Genomic DNA, 20,314 nt, shown 5'->3' with positions numbered 1-20,314 from the left:
GGATCTGTGACCAATCACCCCCATATCACATGCATTAAGGGGGAAACCCTTATTTGTTAGTCAATAGCCTCGCTTTTTGGGCATCACATCATTAGGAGAGTTCATAGATGAATATTCGTCCATTACATGACCGCGTTATCGTTAAACGTTTAGAAGTTGAATCTAAGTCTGCAGGCGGTATCGTGCTTACAGGCAGCGCAGCAGAAAAATCAACTCGCGGTAAAATCCTTGCAGTAGGCAACGGTCGTATTTCAGAAAATGGCACAGTTACACCGCTTGACGTTAAAGTGGGCGACGTGGTGATCTTCAATGAAGGTTACGGCGTGAAGAAAGAAAAAATTGACGGTGAAGAAGTGTTAATCCTGTCAGAAGCTGACCTGATGGCAGTAGTAGGCTAAGCCTCTCGCATCAATCGACTTTCCAATTAATCATTAAATTTAAAGGAACATCAAAAAATGGCAGCAAAAGAAGTCTTATTTGGTAACGACGCACGCGTAAAAATGCTTGCAGGCGTTAACATTCTAGCCAACGCAGTTAAAGTAACCTTAGGCCCTAAAGGTCGTAACGTTGTTTTAGATAAAAGCTTTGGCTCGCCAATGATCACCAAAGATGGTGTGTCAGTGGCTAAAGAAATCGAACTAACAGACAAGTTCGAAAACATGGGCGCACAAATGGTGAAAGAAGTTGCTTCTAAAGCCAATGATGCAGCCGGTGACGGTACCACTACTGCAACAGTATTAGCACAAGCTATTGTTGTTGAAGGCCTAAAAGCAGTTGCAGCGGGTATGAACCCAATGGACCTTAAGCGCGGTATCGACAAAGCGGTTATCGCAGCCGTTGCTGAACTTAAACTCCTTTCTCAAGAGTGTTCAGACACTAAAGCTATTGCTCAAGTAGGTACAATCTCTGCTAACTCTGACGAGTCAATCGGCGACATCATTGCAACAGCAATGGAAAAAGTCGGTAAAGAAGGCGTTATCACCGTTGAAGAAGGCCAAGCGCTTGAAAACGAATTAGACGTTGTTGAAGGTATGCAGTTTGACCGTGGTTACTTATCACCATACTTCATCAACAAGCCAGAAACTGGCAGCATTGAATTAGACAGCCCATTCATTTTATTAGTAGACAAAAAAGTCTCTAACATCCGTGAATTGCTACCAATCCTTGAAGGTCTAGCTAAAACAGGTAAGCCATTGCTTATCGTTGCTGAAGACGTTGAAGGCGAAGCATTAGCAACACTCGTTGTGAACAACATGCGTGGCATCGTTAAAGTAGCTGCTGTTAAAGCACCTGGTTTTGGCGACCGTCGTAAAGCAATGCTTCAAGACGTTGCTATCCTAACTGGCGGTACTGTTATCGCTGAAGAAATCGGTCTAGAACTTGAAAAAGCCACTCTAGAAGATTTAGGTACAGCTAAGCGCGTCATCATCACTAAAGATAACACTACCATCATCGATGGTAGTGGCGACCAAGTGCAAATTTCTGCACGTGTTTCGCAAATCAAACAACAAGTTGAAGATTCAACTTCAGACTACGACAAAGAAAAGCTTCAAGAGCGTATGGCTAAGTTAGCTGGCGGTGTTGCAGTAATCAAAGTTGGCGCAGCAACAGAAGTTGAAATGAAAGAGAAAAAAGCGCGCGTAGAAGATGCATTGCATGCAACTCGCGCAGCGGTTGAAGAAGGTGTGGTCGCCGGTGGCGGTGTAGCCCTTGTTCGCGTAGCAAGCAAAATTAAAGATGTTGAAGTATTGAACGAAGACCAAAAACACGGTGTGGTAATCGCACTACGTGCTATGGAAGCGCCTTTACGTCAAATCGCAACTAACGCAGGTCAAGAAGCATCAGTTGTGGCTAACACTGTTAAAAACGGTGAAGGTAACTTCGGTTACAATGCTGGCAACGACACTTACGGCGACATGTTAGAAATGGGTATCCTTGACCCAACTAAAGTGACGCGTAGTGCGCTACAGTTCGCCGCATCTATTGCTGGTCTTATGATCACAACAGAAGCGATGATTGCTGACGTACCACAAGATTCTGCGCCAGATATGGGTGGTATGGGTGGTATGGGCGGAATGGGCGGCATGATGTAGATTTTAAATCTATTACTTTAGCTCTAACCGTTTAAACGAAGCCTGAATAGTCATATTCAGGCTTTTTTATTCGCTGCTTATCAATATCTAATAATACTTTTGCTATGTCTTAATTGAGGGCAAGCGAAAGCTATCTCCCAGCCGAACCTAATGCTCACTAAGATACGAAACCGGACGTTAACCTTGTCTTATCTAGCGACGAGTAATCTGATGCAAATCAACTCTGCGTCAGATAATAGAATTGTTCTAAATTTCATCAAGAATCTGTCAAATAAAAAATTATAATTTGGTTAAAATACCAAAAGCGGACATTCGATTAACAGTATTTTAGGTATTAAATTTTTAAGAGTCTTTGGCGCTTTGGGGCACAAAGCGACTTAAAAATTTATTTCTGAATGAGTAGTCAAGCCTATGAACCACTATAAATGGCACTCTTTTTAATTGCGGATAATATCGCTATTCTCTAGCCAAGTTCGAGTATTAAATTTCGAATCTGATCAGCTAGCTCAGGTGATTTAATTAAAGCACCATGACAAGGCAGTAAAATTTTAGGCGGTGAAATTTCAATAAGTTGCATTACCGCGCTGGCAAAGACTTTTCGATCTTTAATACCAAAATTAGGAAATACTTTAACCATTTTTACAATGTCACATAGGGGGCCTTCAGTATGTTTTTGGCCCGAAAAGGCATCCACAACATGCCAAATATGGCCAATCTGCGCTGACTCTATAAGCCAAACCTCACCATTTTTCAAACCACTGGGTTCTTCCAAGGTAAGCCCGTCTGGTAGTGCATTGGCTAGCGATGATAATTCTTTGAACGTTAGTCCTGTCTTGCTAGTCAAGCGTGCATGAGCACTCTCAGATGCCACCAGATGCGCTTTGGGGTAGGCTTTTGAGTATTCTATCAAACCAGCATTATGGTAGGTATTGGGGGCGAGTAGATATTGGACTTCGCCTAATTCGATTAGGCTATCTTTAGCCTCTTCACTGAGGCCTGACACTGGACTATATAAACAAACGCCACCTGTTCTCAGTTTAATAGCCGTGCATCTAAGGCTATTTTTGGTGGCGGTATATAATGTAGCAGAGCCATCGACTGCTTCAAACTTGGATAATTTAGCTGCCATCGGTACTTCCTTTGTCGTGGTCAAATTATAGCGGTCAAATTATAGCGGTCAAATAAATCTGCTCATGGTTCCGTAGTCTACCCAATATAACGCTTAAGCATTTTTCTATTTGACCACTAGCCCTATAATTAGTGTTTATTTAATAACTTTTTTATACCAATCGACAATACCTTCACCAATTTCATGTGGATGCGACTCTTGTAGATAATGCTTTCCTTCACCTAAATCTACTGCAGTAATATTTTTCCACGTTTCAGCGATATGCTCACCTAATTCTCGATTAATGATTAGTCCTGGCTCTGCATAAAATAACAACTTAGGCACATCTGAATTTTTGTGGTATTCATTATATGAATTAACAATGTCAGTGGTAAATTTTGGGACGCCATCAAACGAAATTTGACCAGGCCACATAAGCAGTGGTTTACGGCTCTTTTCTTCCAAATAAGGCGCTCGGTAATGGTCCATTTCTTCTTGAGTTAATTCTCTGCCCGCCATCATGGGTAGCATAGCCTCAATAAAGAAGTTGTTTTTAACAATCATTTCATGCCCTTCTGCAGGGTCACGAAATTTTCTAAATAATGTTTCTGTCTCTTTGGTCGTATTTTTCCAATAAGAAACTTGAGACATAGCTTCAAAAAAAACAATCCCTTTTATATTTTCTCTATGCTGATTGGCATAGTTAAAACCTAAAGCAGAACCCCAATCTTGAATGACTATAATGATATTTTTTAAGGCTAACTTTTCAATAAACGCATCTAAATAGGTAATATGGTCTTCAAATGTATAATCTATATCGGGCTTGTCAGACTTACCCATTCCAATAAGATCAGGAACAACCACACGACCTAAGGCACTTACATGAGGAATAATGTTCCGCCATAAATAACTTGATGTAGGGTTTCCGTGTATGAGTAAAAAAGTATCTTTAGAATTTTTGTCTCCTTCATCTACATAATGCATTTTAGAATCTAATACTGCTTGAAATTTAGATTCAAAAGGAAATGCTGCTGATATTGGTTTGTTGTTTGACATATTTATTCCTTTTTAAATGTTTAAATTGAATTTTTGCGATTTAAAACTCTTGCTGCTTTTCTAATTTGCTTCAGTTTTTCTCGTTTTGTTTTATCCCACTTTTCTGTACCCGCGCTATATCCGTAAGCACAAATTTTAGTTGCGTTTTTAAATAGAAATTCTTCCTGCTCTTTAGGGTATATATTTCCTATTTCTCTAAGTGTCCAACCCACTCCTTTTTCAACATAATAAGCGTGGTCAGAAATTAAAGGTGTTACCAAATCTATAAGTACCTGAAAAGGTAAATAGTGTTTTCTATGAGCGCTGTAATAAAGTAAACCCACTATGCTTTGTCTTCTATGCCATGGGTTTTCAGACGTATTCCATTTTTTATATGTTGGCAAAATTAGTTCTGCATGATATTCTACTAATTGAGCATATATTTTTGAAATACTATCGCTTGTTTCCCATCGATTAATTTTGTCTTGCCATAATTTAATCGTTGGCCAAGCGGCCAGCATTTCATCTTTGTTTTTAATATGCTCCTCCAAGAAATACAAACAAAACATTTCTGCTCTATAAACTTTGGTGTTCGTCCAGATATAACTCCATATCGCTAGTTGTTCATAAAAAGACATGTGCTTAAAAGAAAAACCTCTTTCAAAAGCTTTTCTTTGTAAAGGAACGGTTTCACCTGCTTTAGAGGTGATTGTTTCTATTTCTTGAAGGTAGTTTTGCATATTATTTAAAACTCTAATGCAGATTTAAAGAAATTACCAACCGTTTGTGATTTTATATTTTAAATTCACCAACAGCTTTTTCACACCCATTCCAATTGATAGCGACATTAGATTCGTCAAAAAGTAGTTCTTCTGGCTCTAGCAAATTTGGAAAACCACTTATCCCTTCAGTTGGTCCATAAAAATCACCAGATTTTGCCTCTTTATCCATAGCAGCTCTAATAATTCCAGCGGCGCCATCTTCAGCAGACTGTGCTTGGCTCATAACGCCTCCGTTAACATCCATTCCACCTGTTTCAGCTGAAGTTGCTTGAAGGTTGGTTATGGCTACGCCAGGATGCGCCAATAATGAAATAATATTTTTAACGTTAGCCTCTAAAAGTTTCTTTTTTAAACCATAGGTAAAAGTGGCATTTGCCAATTTAGTTTGGTGATAACGTTCCCATCTAGCGCCTTGGAAATTCGCCGTTTCTTCAGGTGTGCCATTACCTCCTAAATTACCTCCATTTTTCTCAAAATAGGCAGGTTCTAAAGGTCCACCTAATCTAGCTAACGACGTTTGGTTTATGACTCTAGCTTCACTACTGTTTTTAAGTAAAGGATACAATTCTTTGGTTAAAAGAAAGTGTGATATGGCATTTGTTTGCATTTGAACATCATAGCCATCTTTAGTCGCTTCATCTTTCACAGCCATAATGCCGGCATTATTGACTAAAACATCAAGAACACTATATTCCGATTTAATTTGTTCAGCTGCTTGTTTTACACTTTCAAAATCTTGCAAATCGCACGTTATTGCTTCAAATTTTCCGCTTGGAACTGCTTCGGTTAACTGCTTATAGGCATTTTCTGACCTTGCACTTGTACGATTGAGCAATAGGACTGTAGCCCCTTTTTTAGCCACTTCTCTTGCGAATACAAATCCCGTACCACTTGTAGTACCGGTAATGGCAACCACTTTACTGGTCATATCTTGAGAATGTTCTTCAAGTACTTTATTAAGATGGATAGTTTTATTTTGAGTCATGATTATTCCTTAATTTGTTTCATAATTCTTCTGAGTGAAAAAACGAATTCAACACATTTACCTGGGAGGAGTTTAAACGACCTTCTAATTCGATTAGCCCAAGGTCAATGCTTGAATGACTATTATTAAGCGCCAAGTACATTAGCCATGTTGAGTCTTAAACTTTTAATACGCCAACCATTTGTCGTTCTAACATAATCATTGTCATAACTGGCAAGCATACAAATTACTTTTTCACCATCAATAGCTGGAGAAAAAAGAATCCATTTTGCTGTCGCTTTATCTTCATTAATTTCAATAATGGGGTTAGTAAAACTATGAATAAAGAATTTATTTTTTTCATCAAAAGATTTAAAGGATTCAATTATTTCTTTGTGCCCATTAGCTAATACTCCAGCTGCTGGCGCTTCCCATAAAGCATCTTCGGTAAATATGTCAGTAAGCTTTTCAATATCCATGTCTTTCCCATTCCAACCTTTATCTACATAATGACCATAGGTAGCTTGGAGTGTTCTTATCGCTTCTAAATCTTCTAATTTTTGAATTCTTTGTTCTAATGCGTTCATCATGGGTTTCACCTTGTTGAATATCGACATAAAATTTAAGTAACTACTCATTATTTTGGTAAAAGCGCTCAGTTTTAATGGGGGCTGAGTAGTTACAAATTTAATAACTTATTTTGATATTATTTTTTAGTTACTTCTTAGCTTGCAAACGACGGTACCAATCTGAAATTGCTCGACCAATTGCATATGGATGGTCTTCCTGAACAAAGTGCAAGCCATTACCAATGTAAACGGTTTCAATATTCTGAGCATGCTCTGTCCAGTAGTCAGCGGCTGCAGGCGTACTCATTATGCCAGGGGTTGCGTAGAGGAATAGCCAAGGAGTATCCGTCTTCTCTAACCAAGCATTGTACTCAGAGATATATTTAGCCGTTGCTGCTGGTTTACCACCAACAGGTACTTCTAGTGGCCATTGCATTACAGCGGTACGTGATTCAATCGTCTTGTAGGGTTCACGATAAACATCGTGAATTTCTTTTTTAAGCGGTCTATCAATCATTGCTGGGATTTCATATTCTACAACCATGTTGTCATCTAACAGAAATTTCTTACCTTCTTCTGTCGTTTGGATCATACGGAAGTAGTCTCCCATTACTTTTGACATAGAATCATAGCTTTTCGCCGGCAACATGGGGGCAAGCACTGCATCCATAGTAACAATACCTTTAATATTATCTGGATTTAGGTGTGCATAATGAAGACCTAAACCAGAGCCCCAGTCATGGACAACAAGCGTAATATTCTTTAAGTTCATTTTTTTTATAAAAGCATCGAGGTATTTGTACTGATCATCAAAAGTATATTTGAGATCTGGCTTGTCTGATTTACCCATACCGATTAAATCCGGCGCGATTATGCGTCCTTGATTTTCAACGTGTGGCATAATATTACGCCACAGATAAGAAGACATCGGGGTACCATGAATGAAAAGAATCGGATCACCTTTTCCCTCATCGATATATGCCATTTTTGAACCAAAAACATCCAGATAATTATAGTCATATTTATTTTCCACTGAAATCTCAAGCGGAGGAATTTTGTATTCTTCGTAAGCGTTAGGCGCTTGAGTTTCGGCAAATGATGCCGTTGTAGTAAATTGAGCAATCGTTGCGACTATGGCAAGTTTGGTGAATTTTTTTAACATTATTTTGTTCCTTATAAATTAATTGCTTGCGGTTAATGCAGTGCTAATCACTTCATTACCATGATAAAGTTCAACTATCTGGTTACTGGCACCGCCGTAATTAATGCAATACTCAATTGATTTAGCGACATCTTCTCTGCTAATGAATAAATCATTTGTAGAAGTTGAACGCGTGGTTGTTATCAATCCCTGACCTTTATCATTAGTAAGGAGTCCCGGTCTAAGAATGGTGTAATTTAGGCCACTGGATAATAGGTACTGATCGGCAAAATACTTTGCCACCAAATAGGGTTTTATTTCTGATTCAAATTCGTCAGGGTCTTGTGCGCCTAAACCACTTACCATTACAAAATGTTGTATGCCTACCTTTAAAGAATAATCAACTGCTTTTTTTGCTGCCCATAAATCTATTAAAAGTGTTTTATCGTAGCCTGTATTACCGCCAGAACCAGCACTAAATACTACTTTATCGCAGTCCTTAAAAGCGTGTTCAAAATCAGTTTCAAGATCGCCAACAACAACCTCTACACCCATATTTTCTAACGTCTCAGCTTGTTGTTTGCTACGAACCATTGCGACAACTGGGCGATCCTGATTGTGAAGCAACTCAACTACTATTTTACCAATCTGGCCATTAGCGCCAATAACGAGTATTTTTTTCATTTTTTATACCTTTAAAGCAATTTTTTTAAATTGACCTGCCAAACGATATATAAAAAGGCAGGATCAACTCACATTAGATTAGAAGTCTTGAATTGTTGGTCTGATAATAATTTCGTTAATATCGACATCATCTGGTTGTTCAATCGCATAGGCGACTGCTTTAGCAATAGATAACGCTGGAATAGCGACTTTATAAATATCTTGAACAAATTGAGAGGTGGCTTCATCCGAACTACCGAATTTTAATTCAGAATCAATTAAGCCGGGTGATAATAGCGTTGTACGTATATTGCCACCCACTTCCGCTCTCAATCCTTCCGTTATCGCTTTAACCGCAAATTTTGTACCGCTATAGACAGCCGAACCCGGTGAAACTTTATGTGCAGCAACGGAAGCGAGATTAATAAAGTGACCACTATTTTGTTTGGTAAACACGGGAAGTGCAGCGGCGATACCGTAAAGTACCCCTTTGATATTAATGTCGACCATGCGATCCCATTCATCAACCTTAACCTCAGCCATTGGGGCAATCGACATCAAGCCGGCATTATTGACCATGACATCTAAGCGTCCAAAGGTCTCAATCGCCTTGTCGACAAGCATTTTAACCTGATCGGATTTGGTGACATCCATCGTGACATATTCAGCTTCGCCACCCTGAGCACGAATATCATTTACGATAGCTGCTAGTTTTTCACTACGACGCGCACCCAATACGACTTTAGCACCTTTTTGAGCCAGAAAACGCGCAGTTGCTTCACCTAAACCACTGCTTGCACCCGTTATAACAATCACTTTATTTTCAATATTTGTATTCATTGGATATAGCCTATTTATTATTCATTTCTAAGTGAACAAGCGCTTTTTCAGCAATTTCAACACCGTATTCTTGAACAAAATGTCCTGCTTCTGCAATTTTTAAGGGCTCAGGGCAGCCTTTAATAAAGCTTCTTAAGTACTCCATCGGGCCTTCGCCTAAAGCTGTATCTTTCATGCCAATCGCCATGAAACTTTGACCGTTCCAGTCTTTTGACCAAAACTCTCTTGCGCGTTTTCCAAGTTCAACGCCATCCATCGTTGGCTCGACAGGCACCATGGCGGGAAAGCGTCTTACGCCTGCTTTATAGCTGTTGTCTGGAAATGGCGCATCGTAAGCTATAACATCCATCACAGACACTGCTGACCCTGCGTCACAGGCAAATAAACCACCGACAGGTATTTCAGGGGCATTTGCGCAGAAATCTCGCCACTGATAAAACCCTTCAGGGGCGGTTTCACCCACCGATATTGCCGTGTTCATAACAATCAAATTTTTGAATCGATCTTGCATATCCATTGGGATTGTTAACCCTAGAATTCCGCCCCAGTCTTGACAGACCAGCGTAATATTTTTCAGATCAAGGCGTTCAATTAATCGCATTAAACTATCACGGTGAAAATCAAAGGTATAAACTGATTCATCAACGGGTTTATCTGAGCGACCAAAGCCAAACAGATCTGGCGCAACAACACGATGACCTGCGCCCGTAAATATAGGGATCATTTTTCGGTATAAGTAGCTCCAAGAAGGCTCACCGTGTAAACATAAAAAAGTGTTTTCAGATGAGGAATCACCCTCGTCGATGTAGGCCATGCGTAAAGACTCAAAACCAGCTAAATCATCAATGTAGTTAGGTTGGTAAGGAAAGGCCGGTAATACAGAGAATCTTTCTTCTGGTGTTCTTAATGCTTTAATCGTCATAATATTTCTCCTGAAAAGTAGTTTATTTAAGTTAATGTTATCAATGCTAAAATTATTAATTTATAAGTTACTGAGTTTTGCCTAAAAATAGCGATTTAAAAGATAGTCCCGATACGCGCATACTGCCAATGACAAAAACAAGCGCAGCAACTAGATCCATGACAGAAATATAGACAAAGATCTTTGGTGCCAAGCCTAATGAAGCGGCATAAGTAACAGTGATAAAGCCGACCATTCTGACTAATCCATTCCAAACAATAAGAGGTGCACGGGTTTTAATGTCTGAAGTAGCCCAAAGTAACGCTGCTCCCATAAGCATAAAAGAGACGCCCAATACCACCGTGATAATTAACGTGTCTGCTTGAGGTGCTATCAATACTGAAATAATCATGCCTAGTGCGACTGGAAAGTTGCATAGCGCCATAATTTGTACGAATTTTTTAAACATTTTTAGTTCACTTATTTTATTTCTATGAAGCGTTCACTTCAGAATAGAACGCATTGTGTAACGATCACTTCAGAATGTCAATAGGGTGAATTGACATTTTGAAGTGACTGCTTCAGAATAGATTTGATTAATATTATTTTTAAGGGCACAGAGTGAAAGCAGGACGAAAAAGAGCGTTTGATAAAGAGGTCGTTTTAGATAAAGCGATGCGGTTATTTTGGGCCAATGGATATTCAGGTACTTCTGTTGCCAATCTTTCTTCTGAGCTTGGCATTAATACGTCGAGCTTGTACGGAACGTTTGTCAATAAAGAGCAATTGTTCAAAGATGCATTGGCACATTATCAAAAACAATATGTAGAAGTTAACTACAGCCATCTAGTAGAGCCATCAAATGCAACATTAAAGGAGCGGTTACAAGCTTGTTTCTATGGGCTTATTGAGCTATTCACCAGCGATGAAACGCCTCGTGGATGTTTGCTTGTAAAGAGTCTTAATGAATCAGATAGTGTGGCGTTTCCAGAAGATGCGGTTGTTTATATAGAAAAATCAGGAACAGAAACTCAGAAAATACTGACGGATTTATTCGTGTCTGGCATTGCGAAGACGGATATGCCCAAAGGTCAAACAGCTGAAAAACTTGCTACGTATCTATTGTCAATTAGTTATGGCATTGCCGTTCAAGCAAAGGCTGGTAAATCGGAAGAAGAGTTAAAGTCAGTCCTTGATCATAGTTTGAATTCTATCCTTGGTTAAAATTGATTAATAATTATGTCGAACTAATGTTGGATATAAATTTATAGTTTTACAAGGCGCTTTGGTGGCTAAGCAGACAATGAATAGGTACAAATTTTGGTTTAATTTAGTATGCTTTTAACAATTGTTGACAAAGTTGACCTAAGAGCTACATTGATTAGTTTTATGTCATATGTGTTAAATTGCTACTCTGTTTTGAAAAGTGATGAAATTTTAAATAAGGCCACTATCTCATTAAATTTTAACTTGTCAGCGAAAGTGTTTAGTTGGTAGGGGTATAAAGTGGGGTATCAATAAAATTCCCATGTTAATAATTTAATATAATCAATCAGATAAATGATATGTGGGCGGGATGATGTAATCTAGCTGGTCTAAATCGGTGATAACTGCGTTGCTTCACCACTCGTTTATGAAAAACTAAACGTCGTGGTAAAGCGCCTTGTTCTAACACGATTTATCCTGCGCTAGATCAAATGTTGTTTTAAAGCCTAAAAGCTTAAAGCTAAACTTCTTGTAAAAAAATTGAGAAAGCCCCGATACCTAACGGTATTGGGGCTTTTTGTTATTGAAAGTAAAAGATGAAATTTAGATTGCATCCATAAAGTGATTATGCAGTTTTTTCATTATCCCCTTTATCTAAAGAGTCCGTTACAGCAGCCATGGCCTTAGAGGCTTTATTATTTGCATCTTTTAATATTTCTTGTGATTCTCTTTCTAATTTAGCTGTAAGTTTTGTAAATCCGGGTATATTTTTCAATTTTTCGATTGCATCACCAAGTTTCACACTCTTTTCTAGCGCATCCATTAGCGGATGATCAGTTGTTTGATAGTCCGAAATTAACTTTCCTGGATTTTCAGAATTAACGTGAAGTAGATTGAAAAGTAGTTTAACTCTCAATTCATTCGATGTTTCACTATCTCCTAATTCTTCAATTTGAGTGGCTAAACCTTCGAATGTCTTACTTAGAACAGCCTTGTGGGTATATTCTTCAATTAGTCTTTTTGATAATTTGACTTTTTTATTTGAAGAGTAAGCCATCCAAAGAATAGGAAGATATAGTGGCAATATCGATAATACTAATTTAGGTGTTTCTGAAATAACTGAGACTAAATCTTTTTCTAAACCAACGAATAGGTATAAATCTGCAAAAAATGGAATTAAAGAAATGCACACAAGCGATTTTATTGCATTTGAAAAGGTTTTATTATGGCTGATTAACTCTGAACTTTCAGAGTTTATCTTTTCATTATAAGCAGCGCTTAGTCCAGTTGTTAAAGCTGCTGGTAATAAAGTTATGATTTTTTTGTAAACTTCGGAATATTGATTTTCGTGTTTTTTAATACTTTCTTCAGTTTTATTTTCAGCATTTTTTAGTAAAGATTGGTAATTAACCTCTGAGTCAGTGTATATCGTTTGTAAGTGATCATTAAGTTCAGAAATATGATTTTCTAAATCAGTATAAGTTGATTCTAATTGATATTTTATCCCATCAATTCTTTGTGATTCACCATCTTCGTTTTCTGTCTCGTAGCCAATAATTTCATCTCTTAACTCTTTTATTTTTGCATGGTTTGTTGTTATGTTTTTTAATATCCCTTGAGCTCTTGAATCTATTTCATTTAATGCTTCTAGCTGTGTTTCTGCACCATTAATACGTTCTTCAAGATCTTCATTATCATCAAGTATTTTTATTGTTGCATTAATTCTTTCTTCTAATTCATTGTGCATTTTACTAATTTCGTTGAGTAAGTTTTCACCATGATTGAAATTGTCGTCGTATAAACCTATCTTTTCATCTAAACTTACAACTTCACTTTGAACCTTTTCTAATAATGAAGTTAATTCAATATTTGTTCTCTGAATTTCTTGATGTAGATTTTCTACATCTTCCTTTGTTCTCTGAATTTTACCGTTATGTTGTGCTGCTGATCTTGCGGCATGCTGAGCATTCTTTTGACTTTCTGAAGGCTGTATAGTTTTTTCTTTTAATAATTCAATTTCTTCTTTTTGTGCACTAATTATTGAACTTAGAACCTCATTAGATTTTTCTAGAGGTACTAAACGTTGCCATAATTGTCCTATTTCGGTAGCATTACTTTTCTCACTTCCAAACATTTTTTATCTTCCTTAATTAATTCTGTATTTATTGAGATGATTTAACTATATACAAGTGAAATAAAAGTAAATTTTTTACCATCTAAATAATCTGCTTTTCAAACTCACAATCTACACAATTCAATGTGTAGGTTTCTTTGCGCTTAGTGACTTTGGTATTTTTACTCATGCATTGTGGGCATGGTAATTTCATCGATGTATTTTTGCTGCATTGGTTGCAGTTGATGTAGTAACCGAACTTGCCATACATTGGGGTGTATTGTGTTGATTCACCGCAATATTTACAGCTTAGTATTGGGTGTTGGTCTGGCGCTAATGTAGCTACTGGTGCAAGTATTGTGGCATTAGATTGAGCTAGATGATGAGTCGGCGCTAACGCTGGTTGAAGCTCTGGCTCAAGTTCTGGTGTATTTGCTATCGCTTGGGTTTGCTTTCGTTCCACCTGAGTATTATTGACTTGCTGAATATTTGAGTCGATATGTTGGCTAATAAGAAATTGGCCGATTGAATCGAGTTCTTGTTGGTTAAAGTCTGGGCGGGTGTCGGTGACGTTCACTAAACGGATTAGTTTGTGTTTAAGCTTCATGATCCTTTTGAGTTCATCGACCAAAAATTCAGTTTTGAAAAGCTTTTCCGAAACGTCTTTGGGCATGGTTTTTCGGTCGATTACAGCATTACTGGATACCGCACATAAATAGTGCCAACAACGTCCATTGAAACCTTGCTGCTTTATACCCAGTAACTTACTTAATATGTCATTCCTATGATGCATGAGCATTTCTTTCAACAAGGCTTGTTGTAGTTCTACTTGCTTGATAGGCGAGGGCATGCCTGACCAATGGCTGTTATAGCTGCGTGTCCATTCGCCCTGGTTGTTTACTTTAACGTGACCTTTTATGCTTTTTGATTCAATTAGCACGAAGCCATAGGTGTATACGAGCAAGTGATCGATTTGAGCCGTTTCATCATTAAAGCTGAATTTGAAGTCGTTGATAACCAGCACTTCAGGATGATCTTTAAATGCGCGGCGTAAGAAGAAGGCCACATCTTGTTCTTGTTTTTGACCGGCAATCGTTTGCGGCGTTTTGGTCATTTGTAGTGTTTTAGTTTTAAGAATCATTTACCAACAGCATCCATTCATAACTTGATAATAATCAAGCTCATGATATCTATGATGTGGATAAAAAAGCCAGTGTTAAATTTAAAAGCAGGGCGTAATCGATTTGATAGTGTAACAACATACACTTTAAACTCGTTCAACTACTTAGATCTTTTAAAAGTGTAGCAAAGTACACTTTGGACTAACGTTATGGTATCTGCACTCAATCAACAATCTTTGGGTTCAATAAGTGGGATCCCTCAGGGTCAGAGTAAACTTTCTGGCCCCATCGATTCTTAACTATTACCGTGAATGCTTAGTCATTGATTGCGCTATCCTTAACCCTCGGCCAGTTCCATGCATACCAAACAATTGCCACTGAAATTAAAATCTCTATTGCGGTTAAAAATAGATAGAACCACCAGCCTGTTTCAGTATTTACAGCAATGAGCAAAACGATATAAAACGCAGCTAATATTATATTCAGCCAACGATTAATATTAGGCTTAACCACTAAGGTAAAAAATATCATCACACTGGGCATTACCATCAATACCGCAACAGCAAAAAACTCTAGCTGAGTTTCAATACTTGATTTAACCATCATCGCATCAGCTATTACACCGGGTACATAAATCTCGATATAGTCGCCATAGACATAACAAAACATAACCGCAATCCAAAGGGCTGAAATCTTCAGTTTTACGTTTATTTGAAAGTCTTCAAAATTTTTTTCTGTACGATTAATTACACTCATTAATAACTCCATGGTATGTATTTTTATTAGTCCCATTGAATGGGTAAATTTAGTGGCAGATAGGGAAATGAAAGGAATTGCCAACCCATAAAACATTCACTGTGTGGCTGCAGAATAAGTGCTTTATTATTGCTACTTGCCGTAACGAGTTAAAATACTATATTTTATAATGGCTTATGTCGTCCGAGACTGAAAGCGCGGACACGTTTTTGTATGGTGAGGATAGAAAGTAGAGTAGAATTAGGGGCTTAAGCAGTTAGAAAATTATTAATGAGCTAAGAATAAAAGGACTTGATTTGACTGACCCTATAGTAATGGCCCTCACCTTGATCATGGTCGGACAAATACTGTTAAGTGTTCCCTTACTTTTGGTTAGAGTAAAAAAGTCTATCGTCTGTTTACCCCTAGCGCTTTTTTTACTTGCTAGCGGTCTTCTGGCAATGGAGCCCATAGTGAGTTTTCAGTTTCCTCAGTGGTATCAATTGTATAGTGCATTAGCACTTCCAAGTCTTTTTATTCTGTGTCCGTCCTTGTGGTTTTATGTTGAAGGCATTACAAGTGAAAGTCCTTGGAAACTTAACTCAAAACAAGGTCGTCATTTTATTTTATTATGGCCTGCACTGGTAATTAGCGTACTGATACTGCTATTGCCAAAGGACCTACACACGGCAATATTTATTGAAGATGCCGATATTGCAGATCCCTTCGCTATTACTTTGCTAATTGGTTTATTGTTGATTATTTTGCTCTGGCTTGCTCAGTGCGTCTACACCATGTTTCTAGTTATTCGCCGTTTATCTGCGTATCGAAAACGACTGAAAAATGTCTTTTCTAATCATGAGGGACGAGAACTTAACTGGATGAATTGGTTTTTATTTGTTGCGATCAGCACTTGGCTGTTTTCGATAGTGACATTATTCTATTCGAGCCTGTTTGATGACCTTTTATTTACGATAAGAACCGAGAGCTTGCTGTCATTACTATTAATATGGAGCATGACTCACTTTGGCTTACAACAAAAGCCGGGATTTCTTGAAGGTAATAATGTTGGCGAGAATATAATGCCTCAACATGATGATGAAGAGAGTAAAGTACTCTACTCTCCAACGAAGTATCAGCGTTCAGCATTGGATACAGAGCAATCAAATCGTATTGCAAAAAAAATAAATGACATAATGAGAAAAGATAAACTCTATTTAGATTCAAGCCTATCTCTGCAAAAGCTCTCAAGCACTATCGCTATTTCACCTAACTATATTTCGCAAACGCTTAATGAAACGTTATCAACAAACTTTTTTGATTTCATTAATAAGTGGCGTATTGAAGCGGCTAAGCCGAAAATATTAGCGAATCAAGATACAGTGCTTAATATCGCCCTTGAGGTTGGTTTTAATGCTAGATCTTCATTTTATAAAGCGTTTAAACAAGAAACTGGAAAAACCCCAAGCGAGTTTCGTAAACACACTATTTAAACATTGATCAACACTAACTAGCTGGTCTATCAGAGCTTTACTATCAAGTGTTTTATATGACTTCCATAGGGATGATGCCGAAACCGTGGTATGACTTAGTCAATGTGGCAATGGATATCGATGATGAATTCGATCCTAATCATATTTATGCTTATCAACTGGCTTCGTTCGCTGAGGTACTGAATTTACTACGAGCATTTAACAAGCAACAAGTGGGGTCAGATCAAACTTTCTGCCTCACTATCTAGATATCCCCATTGTAAGGCCGATAGCACAGATGTGATACGGATGAACGATCTCCACGTAACTTGTTGTTATATATTTATTTATGTCAATATTTGGGTCGATTTCACAATCTGTAGTGATTACATTTAATCAGTAAATCACGAAATAATCGTATAGTGTAACAACTTACACTTTAACTCATTTAACAACCTAGACACTGTGAAGGTGTACTATGTTACACTTTTAACTGAAGCAAAAGGGTAAATTACAATAAAGTGTAGGATGCTACACTTTGCTGTTGAATACTTAACCATTCAGAGATAAAGTGTAGCAAAGTACACTTTGGACTAACGTTATGACATCTGCACTCAATCAACAATCCTTGGGTTTACTCATTAAAGAAACCAGAAACAAAGCAGCACTGACTCAAGATGTGGCGGCGATGTTGTGTGGCGTGACCAAAAAGACCTTAATCCGTGTTGAGAAAGGCGAAGATGTTTATATCTCGACAGTGTTCAAAATTCTTAATGGCTTGGGTATTAACATTTTGGCGACGAAGCCCAGTGATGCTGATTCGAGTGGGTGGTACTAATGATGAGTACCGCTGAAAAACTGACTTTAGATATGCATCTGGGCGATCAGATAATTGGTGAGCTGTCATTTGATCCAGCGACTGAGACATTCACGGTCCAATACTCTCATAGTTGGCAACAAGGTGGTTTCCCTATTTCGCCAATGATTCCCCTAGAGGGAACCGCTAATAGTCATCAAATTGCGATGTTTTTAGTCAACCTATTACCTGAAAATAAAGGCTTAGAATACTTAATTGAATCGCTAGGGGTTTCTCGTGGTAATACATTTGCGCTTATTCGTGGTATCGGCCTTGATACCGCGGGTGCAATCGCTTTTTCGCCAACAGGAACATTACTACCGGCAACAGCCTTAAGGGCGATAAGTGTTGATGAAGTGATTAAGCGAATTGAAGATCCGCAGCTATGGCCAATGGAAGTGTGGGACGGAAAACCAAGGCTGTCAGTCGCTGGGGTGCAGTCTAAATTAAACCTGTTTTATAATGGCAATACTTTTGGCTTTGGTGACGGTTCGCTGGCATCCACACATATTTTGAAGTTTGCACCATACCGTCATTTAGTGATTAACGAGTTTCTTACCATGAGCTTGGCTAAGGCTATTGGTAACGATGTTGCTAATGTCGATATTGTCGAGTTTGGTCAACATAAATCCCTTTGTGTCGAACGCTTTGATCGTCGTTATATATCAGAGGCTCAAAAAGTCTTGAGACGACACATGATTGATAGCTGCCAAGCACTGGGTTTTAGTGTGAGCAAAAAATACGAGCGTAACTTTGGCACCGGTCGTGATGTGAAAGGTATTCGAGAGGGCGTAAGCTTTGCTCGTTTGTTTAGCCTCGCCAGTGAGTGCACTAATCCTGCAGCTGCTAAACAAAATATGCTGCAGTGGGCTTTATTTAATTTACTTAGCGGTAATGCTGATGCCCATGGCAAAAACTACTCATTTTTCATGACTCCCACAGGGATGGTACCGACCCCCTGGTATGACTTAGTCAATGTGGCAATGTATAAGGATTTCGAACAGGAGATGGCAATGGCTATCGATGATGAATTCGACCCTAATAAAATTTATGCTTATCAACTGGCCTCGTTCGCCGAGGAACTGAATTTACCACGACTATTATTAGTCAGTAATTTAACAAAGATGGCAACCAAAATAGAGCAAGTGATAGATGATGTGATTGCGATGCTTCCAGCGTTGGCTAAAGATGAACATGCTTTTGTGGCAGATTATCGCCAGCAACTCATGACAAGGTGCCAACGCTATCTTGATATGACGGCTGAAGTAAAGGCTGTTGAGTTGTAATAATAAAGTGAATGTAATTTAGTTTAGTCAGATTTAGTGATACCTCTGCTAATTTAATATTATGTCTTTTGAGAGGTGATCAATAAAATGATTGCTCTATTCAGCTTTGGATATCTACAATCGCTCAGAGATTCCCTGACGAATAATAAATCTATTCTAAAACTATCATAAGTAATTGTTTTTAATTTTAAAGCTATCATTTCTGATGATTTAACCTGTTTACTATTTCAAGTATATTCTTTCTATAGATTTTCTAGATTTTCTAGATTTTGTTTAGATGCACTAATAAGTTACAAATTTTATAAGTCAGTGCTAATTAAAACGTTTAGACATTTACAAGGAGTAATAATGGCTAAGTTAATAATCACTCAATCTGTAGGGGTGGGCGGTGTAAATACACCAAATGATGTGAAAGCCGTGCAGGGAGCACTAAATAATTTATTAGGACTCATACCGCCAACTAGAAAACTGGTTGAGGACGGTAGATTGGGTTCTCGTCCAGAGCATTCAAAAACAGTCGCAGCGATTAAGATATTTCAAAGTAAATCTGTTGGCATGGTTCGTCCTGACGGAAAAATCGATGCAAACGGTCGCTCCCATCGTAAGTTTAACGAAAAATTAAGTGCATATTTGGCGGCTTCAGTAGTACCTATTTCAGGTTCACTCAAAGTGATTTTGAAGAAAAATCTAGAGAAATATGAGGGGCGGGTACCGCATATGTATTTAGATACTGTTGGTAAAGTCACTGTCGGTGTTGGGCATATGATGACCGGTTTTCAGGCTGCTCAAAAGGTACCTTTTGTTGTGAGTAGTACGGGGGTGCCTGCTACAGCTAAGCAGATTGAAGATGAATTTAATGTAATACAGAAGCGCCCATTTGGTAAAGATTTCGAAGCGAATGAATTTAAAGTGCTCACTTCGTTGATATTGACTGATTCTGTAATGAATAATCAAGTTCAAGAACATATCACTAGGGCCTGTTGATCTTTCAAGGTTATTTTTGCAGCGAATTGTTGGCCATTTGTACAAGGCAGAGACTTTGAGGTGTAGTTATTCTACATAAAAAGTCGATAACACAGTAAAAATGGCCAACAAACGCTGCCCGAAGGGTTCGGCTAAAAACGTTTTACTCTTTGTTGAATGCATTTTGCTTAGATGACTAGGCATCAATCCATTCGCCTCGATTAAAACGTTTTTAACTCGAACAAAATTCAACCAGCAAAGATCAACAGGCCCTAGTTTTGAAGCTGAATTAAAACGTATTTATGGGGCCACTAAGTTTGCTGCGTTTCCCAATGATGTTAAGTTAGCATTGTTTGACATGATATTTAATCTGGGAATGACTAAGCTAAAAAATACCTTTCCTAACTTTAATAAGCACCTTAAAGCTGGTGACTTTAAAAGTGCCTCTTTAGAGTCTTCTCGTACA

21 protein-coding genes are annotated in these 20,314 nt (G+C 38.1%); 8 read left to right on the top strand and 13 right to left on the bottom strand.

What is annotated here, in order from left to right:
* Positions 1–107 precede the first annotated feature (107 nt).
* The gene (locus EGC82_RS20415; protein WP_011639076.1) at positions 108–398 is read left to right on the top strand and encodes a co-chaperone GroES; all 291 of its coding nucleotides are present in this window, start codon (positions 108–110) and stop codon (positions 396–398) included.
* A 57-nt stretch (positions 399–455) separates the two neighbouring features.
* A complete protein-coding gene (gene groL / locus EGC82_RS20410; RefSeq protein ID WP_124732371.1) occupies positions 456–2,093 on the top strand; it encodes a chaperonin GroEL in 1,638 nt (545 codons plus the stop codon).
* 463 nt (positions 2,094–2,556) lie between these two features.
* On the opposite strand, the gene EGC82_RS20405 is transcribed toward groL, so the two are convergent.
* The 10 genes from EGC82_RS20405 to EGC82_RS20360 all read right to left on the bottom strand — a co-directional run bounded on the left by EGC82_RS20405 (position 2,557) and on the right by EGC82_RS20360 (position 10,565).
* Complete coding sequence (locus EGC82_RS20405) at positions 2,557–3,222, bottom strand: DUF4336 domain-containing protein (protein WP_059747811.1); 666 nt, start codon at positions 3,220–3,222, stop codon at positions 2,557–2,559.
* A gap of 135 nt (positions 3,223–3,357) precedes the next feature.
* Positions 3,358–4,257 (bottom strand): haloalkane dehalogenase, encoded by a 900-nt coding sequence (locus tag EGC82_RS20400; protein ID WP_059747812.1) that lies wholly within the window; start codon positions 4,255–4,257, stop codon positions 3,358–3,360.
* Between the two features lie 20 nt (positions 4,258–4,277).
* Positions 4,278–4,976 carry a DNA alkylation repair protein gene (locus EGC82_RS20395; RefSeq protein ID WP_124732370.1) on the bottom strand — a complete coding sequence of 233 codons (699 nt, stop codon included), beginning with the start codon at positions 4,974–4,976 and terminating at the stop codon, positions 4,278–4,280.
* Between the two features lie 52 nt (positions 4,977–5,028).
* Positions 5,029–6,003, bottom strand: coding sequence for an SDR family NAD(P)-dependent oxidoreductase (locus EGC82_RS20390; RefSeq protein WP_208646914.1), 975 nt, complete (start codon positions 6,001–6,003; stop codon positions 5,029–5,031).
* Between the two features lie 125 nt (positions 6,004–6,128).
* Positions 6,129–6,572, bottom strand: coding sequence for a nuclear transport factor 2 family protein (locus tag EGC82_RS20385; protein WP_059747815.1), 444 nt, complete (start codon positions 6,570–6,572; stop codon positions 6,129–6,131).
* Positions 6,573–6,699: 127 nt separating this feature from the next.
* Positions 6,700–7,713 (bottom strand): haloalkane dehalogenase, encoded by a 1,014-nt coding sequence (locus EGC82_RS20380; protein ID WP_124732368.1) that lies wholly within the window; start codon positions 7,711–7,713, stop codon positions 6,700–6,702.
* A gap of 18 nt (positions 7,714–7,731) precedes the next feature.
* Positions 7,732–8,376 (bottom strand): SDR family oxidoreductase, encoded by a 645-nt coding sequence (locus EGC82_RS20375; protein WP_059747817.1) that lies wholly within the window; start codon positions 8,374–8,376, stop codon positions 7,732–7,734.
* A 78-nt stretch (positions 8,377–8,454) separates the two neighbouring features.
* Positions 8,455–9,195, bottom strand: coding sequence for an SDR family oxidoreductase (locus tag EGC82_RS20370; protein ID WP_059747818.1), 741 nt, complete (start codon positions 9,193–9,195; stop codon positions 8,455–8,457).
* Between the two features lie 10 nt (positions 9,196–9,205).
* Complete coding sequence (locus EGC82_RS20365; protein WP_059747819.1) at positions 9,206–10,117, bottom strand: haloalkane dehalogenase; 912 nt, start codon at positions 10,115–10,117, stop codon at positions 9,206–9,208.
* Positions 10,118–10,184: 67 nt separating this feature from the next.
* Complete coding sequence (locus tag EGC82_RS20360; RefSeq protein WP_124732367.1) at positions 10,185–10,565, bottom strand: hypothetical protein; 381 nt, start codon at positions 10,563–10,565, stop codon at positions 10,185–10,187.
* A 152-nt stretch (positions 10,566–10,717) separates the two neighbouring features.
* Between EGC82_RS20360 and EGC82_RS20355 the strand changes: the two genes are divergently transcribed.
* Entirely contained in the window at positions 10,718–11,320 is a 603-nt protein-coding gene (locus EGC82_RS20355; RefSeq protein ID WP_059747821.1) for a TetR/AcrR family transcriptional regulator, read from the top strand.
* A 607-nt stretch (positions 11,321–11,927) separates the two neighbouring features.
* On the opposite strand, the gene EGC82_RS20350 is transcribed toward EGC82_RS20355, so the two are convergent.
* The 3 genes from EGC82_RS20350 to EGC82_RS20340 form a co-directional block, all read right to left on the bottom strand.
* Entirely contained in the window at positions 11,928–13,436 is a 1,509-nt protein-coding gene (locus EGC82_RS20350) for a coiled-coil domain-containing protein (protein ID WP_124732366.1), read from the bottom strand.
* A gap of 82 nt (positions 13,437–13,518) precedes the next feature.
* On the bottom strand, positions 13,519–14,556 hold the full coding sequence (locus EGC82_RS20345; RefSeq protein ID WP_124732365.1) for a nuclease-related domain-containing protein: 1,038 nt from the start codon (positions 14,554–14,556) through the stop codon (positions 13,519–13,521).
* A 295-nt stretch (positions 14,557–14,851) separates the two neighbouring features.
* Positions 14,852–15,292 carry a DUF6326 family protein gene (locus EGC82_RS20340; protein WP_124732364.1) on the bottom strand — a complete coding sequence of 147 codons (441 nt, stop codon included), beginning with the start codon at positions 15,290–15,292 and terminating at the stop codon, positions 14,852–14,854.
* 452 nt (positions 15,293–15,744) lie between these two features.
* Between EGC82_RS20340 and EGC82_RS20335 the strand changes: the two genes are divergently transcribed.
* The 5 genes from EGC82_RS20335 (at position 15,745) to EGC82_RS21390 (ending at position 19,869) form a co-directional block, all read left to right on the top strand.
* Positions 15,745–16,764: a helix-turn-helix domain-containing protein gene (locus EGC82_RS20335; RefSeq protein WP_164839175.1), complete on the top strand. Its 1,020-nt coding sequence runs from the start codon at positions 15,745–15,747 to the stop codon at positions 16,762–16,764.
* Between the two features lie 71 nt (positions 16,765–16,835).
* Positions 16,836–17,012, top strand: coding sequence for a hypothetical protein (locus tag EGC82_RS20330; protein WP_415837650.1), 177 nt, complete (start codon positions 16,836–16,838; stop codon positions 17,010–17,012).
* A 332-nt stretch (positions 17,013–17,344) separates the two neighbouring features.
* On the top strand, positions 17,345–17,581 hold the full coding sequence (locus EGC82_RS20325) for a helix-turn-helix transcriptional regulator (RefSeq protein WP_124732362.1): 237 nt from the start codon (positions 17,345–17,347) through the stop codon (positions 17,579–17,581).
* Positions 17,582–17,583: 2 nt separating this feature from the next.
* On the top strand, positions 17,584–18,885 hold the full coding sequence (locus tag EGC82_RS20320) for a HipA domain-containing protein (RefSeq protein WP_124732722.1): 1,302 nt from the start codon (positions 17,584–17,586) through the stop codon (positions 18,883–18,885).
* A gap of 348 nt (positions 18,886–19,233) precedes the next feature.
* Positions 19,234–19,869, top strand: a complete 636-nt coding sequence (locus EGC82_RS21390) for a peptidoglycan-binding domain-containing protein (protein WP_208646913.1) — start codon at positions 19,234–19,236, stop codon at positions 19,867–19,869.
* The last annotated feature ends 445 nt before the right edge of the window (positions 19,870–20,314 follow it).

The sequence above is a fragment of the Shewanella livingstonensis genome (genome assembly GCF_003855395.1).
GTDB classification, from domain to species: domain Bacteria; phylum Pseudomonadota; class Gammaproteobacteria; order Enterobacterales; family Shewanellaceae; genus Shewanella; species Shewanella livingstonensis.
Note: the sequence above shows the minus strand (reverse complement) of the source record. Positions and strands in the feature narration are given on the sequence as shown.

Bases quoted from the DNA above. Each gene is read 5' to 3' on its own strand.
- EGC82_RS20415 (WP_011639076.1), top strand. From the start codon at position 108: ATGAATATTCGTCCATTACATGACCGCGTTATCGTTAAACGTTTAGAA.
- groL (WP_124732371.1), top strand. From the start codon at position 456: ATGGCAGCAAAAGAAGTCTTATTTGGTAACGACGCACGCGTAAAAATG.
- EGC82_RS20405 (WP_059747811.1), bottom strand. From the start codon at position 3,222: ATGGCAGCTAAATTATCCAAGTTTGAAGCAGTCGATGGCTCTGCTACA.
- EGC82_RS20400 (WP_059747812.1), bottom strand. From the start codon at position 4,257: ATGTCAAACAACAAACCAATATCAGCAGCATTTCCTTTTGAATCTAAA.
- EGC82_RS20395 (WP_124732370.1), bottom strand. From the start codon at position 4,976: ATGCAAAACTACCTTCAAGAAATAGAAACAATCACCTCTAAAGCAGGT.
- EGC82_RS20390 (WP_208646914.1), bottom strand. From the start codon at position 6,003: ATGACTCAAAATAAAACTATCCATCTTAATAAAGTACTTGAAGAACAT.
- EGC82_RS20385 (WP_059747815.1), bottom strand. From the start codon at position 6,572: ATGATGAACGCATTAGAACAAAGAATTCAAAAATTAGAAGATTTAGAA.
- EGC82_RS20380 (WP_124732368.1), bottom strand. From the start codon at position 7,713: ATGTTAAAAAAATTCACCAAACTTGCCATAGTCGCAACGATTGCTCAA.
- EGC82_RS20375 (WP_059747817.1), bottom strand. From the start codon at position 8,376: ATGAAAAAAATACTCGTTATTGGCGCTAATGGCCAGATTGGTAAAATA.
- EGC82_RS20370 (WP_059747818.1), bottom strand. From the start codon at position 9,195: ATGAATACAAATATTGAAAATAAAGTGATTGTTATAACGGGTGCAAGC.
- EGC82_RS20365 (WP_059747819.1), bottom strand. From the start codon at position 10,117: ATGACGATTAAAGCATTAAGAACACCAGAAGAAAGATTCTCTGTATTA.
- EGC82_RS20360 (WP_124732367.1), bottom strand. From the start codon at position 10,565: ATGTTTAAAAAATTCGTACAAATTATGGCGCTATGCAACTTTCCAGTC.
- EGC82_RS20350 (WP_124732366.1), bottom strand. From the start codon at position 13,436: ATGTTTGGAAGTGAGAAAAGTAATGCTACCGAAATAGGACAATTATGG.
- EGC82_RS20345 (WP_124732365.1), bottom strand. From the start codon at position 14,556: ATGATTCTTAAAACTAAAACACTACAAATGACCAAAACGCCGCAAACG.
- EGC82_RS20340 (WP_124732364.1), bottom strand. From the start codon at position 15,292: ATGAGTGTAATTAATCGTACAGAAAAAAATTTTGAAGACTTTCAAATA.
- EGC82_RS20330 (WP_415837650.1), top strand. From the start codon at position 16,836: ATGATGCCGAAACCGTGGTATGACTTAGTCAATGTGGCAATGGATATC.
- EGC82_RS20325 (WP_124732362.1), top strand. From the start codon at position 17,345: ATGACATCTGCACTCAATCAACAATCCTTGGGTTTACTCATTAAAGAA.
- EGC82_RS20320 (WP_124732722.1), top strand. From the start codon at position 17,584: ATGAGTACCGCTGAAAAACTGACTTTAGATATGCATCTGGGCGATCAG.
- EGC82_RS21390 (WP_208646913.1), top strand. From the start codon at position 19,234: ATGGCTAAGTTAATAATCACTCAATCTGTAGGGGTGGGCGGTGTAAAT.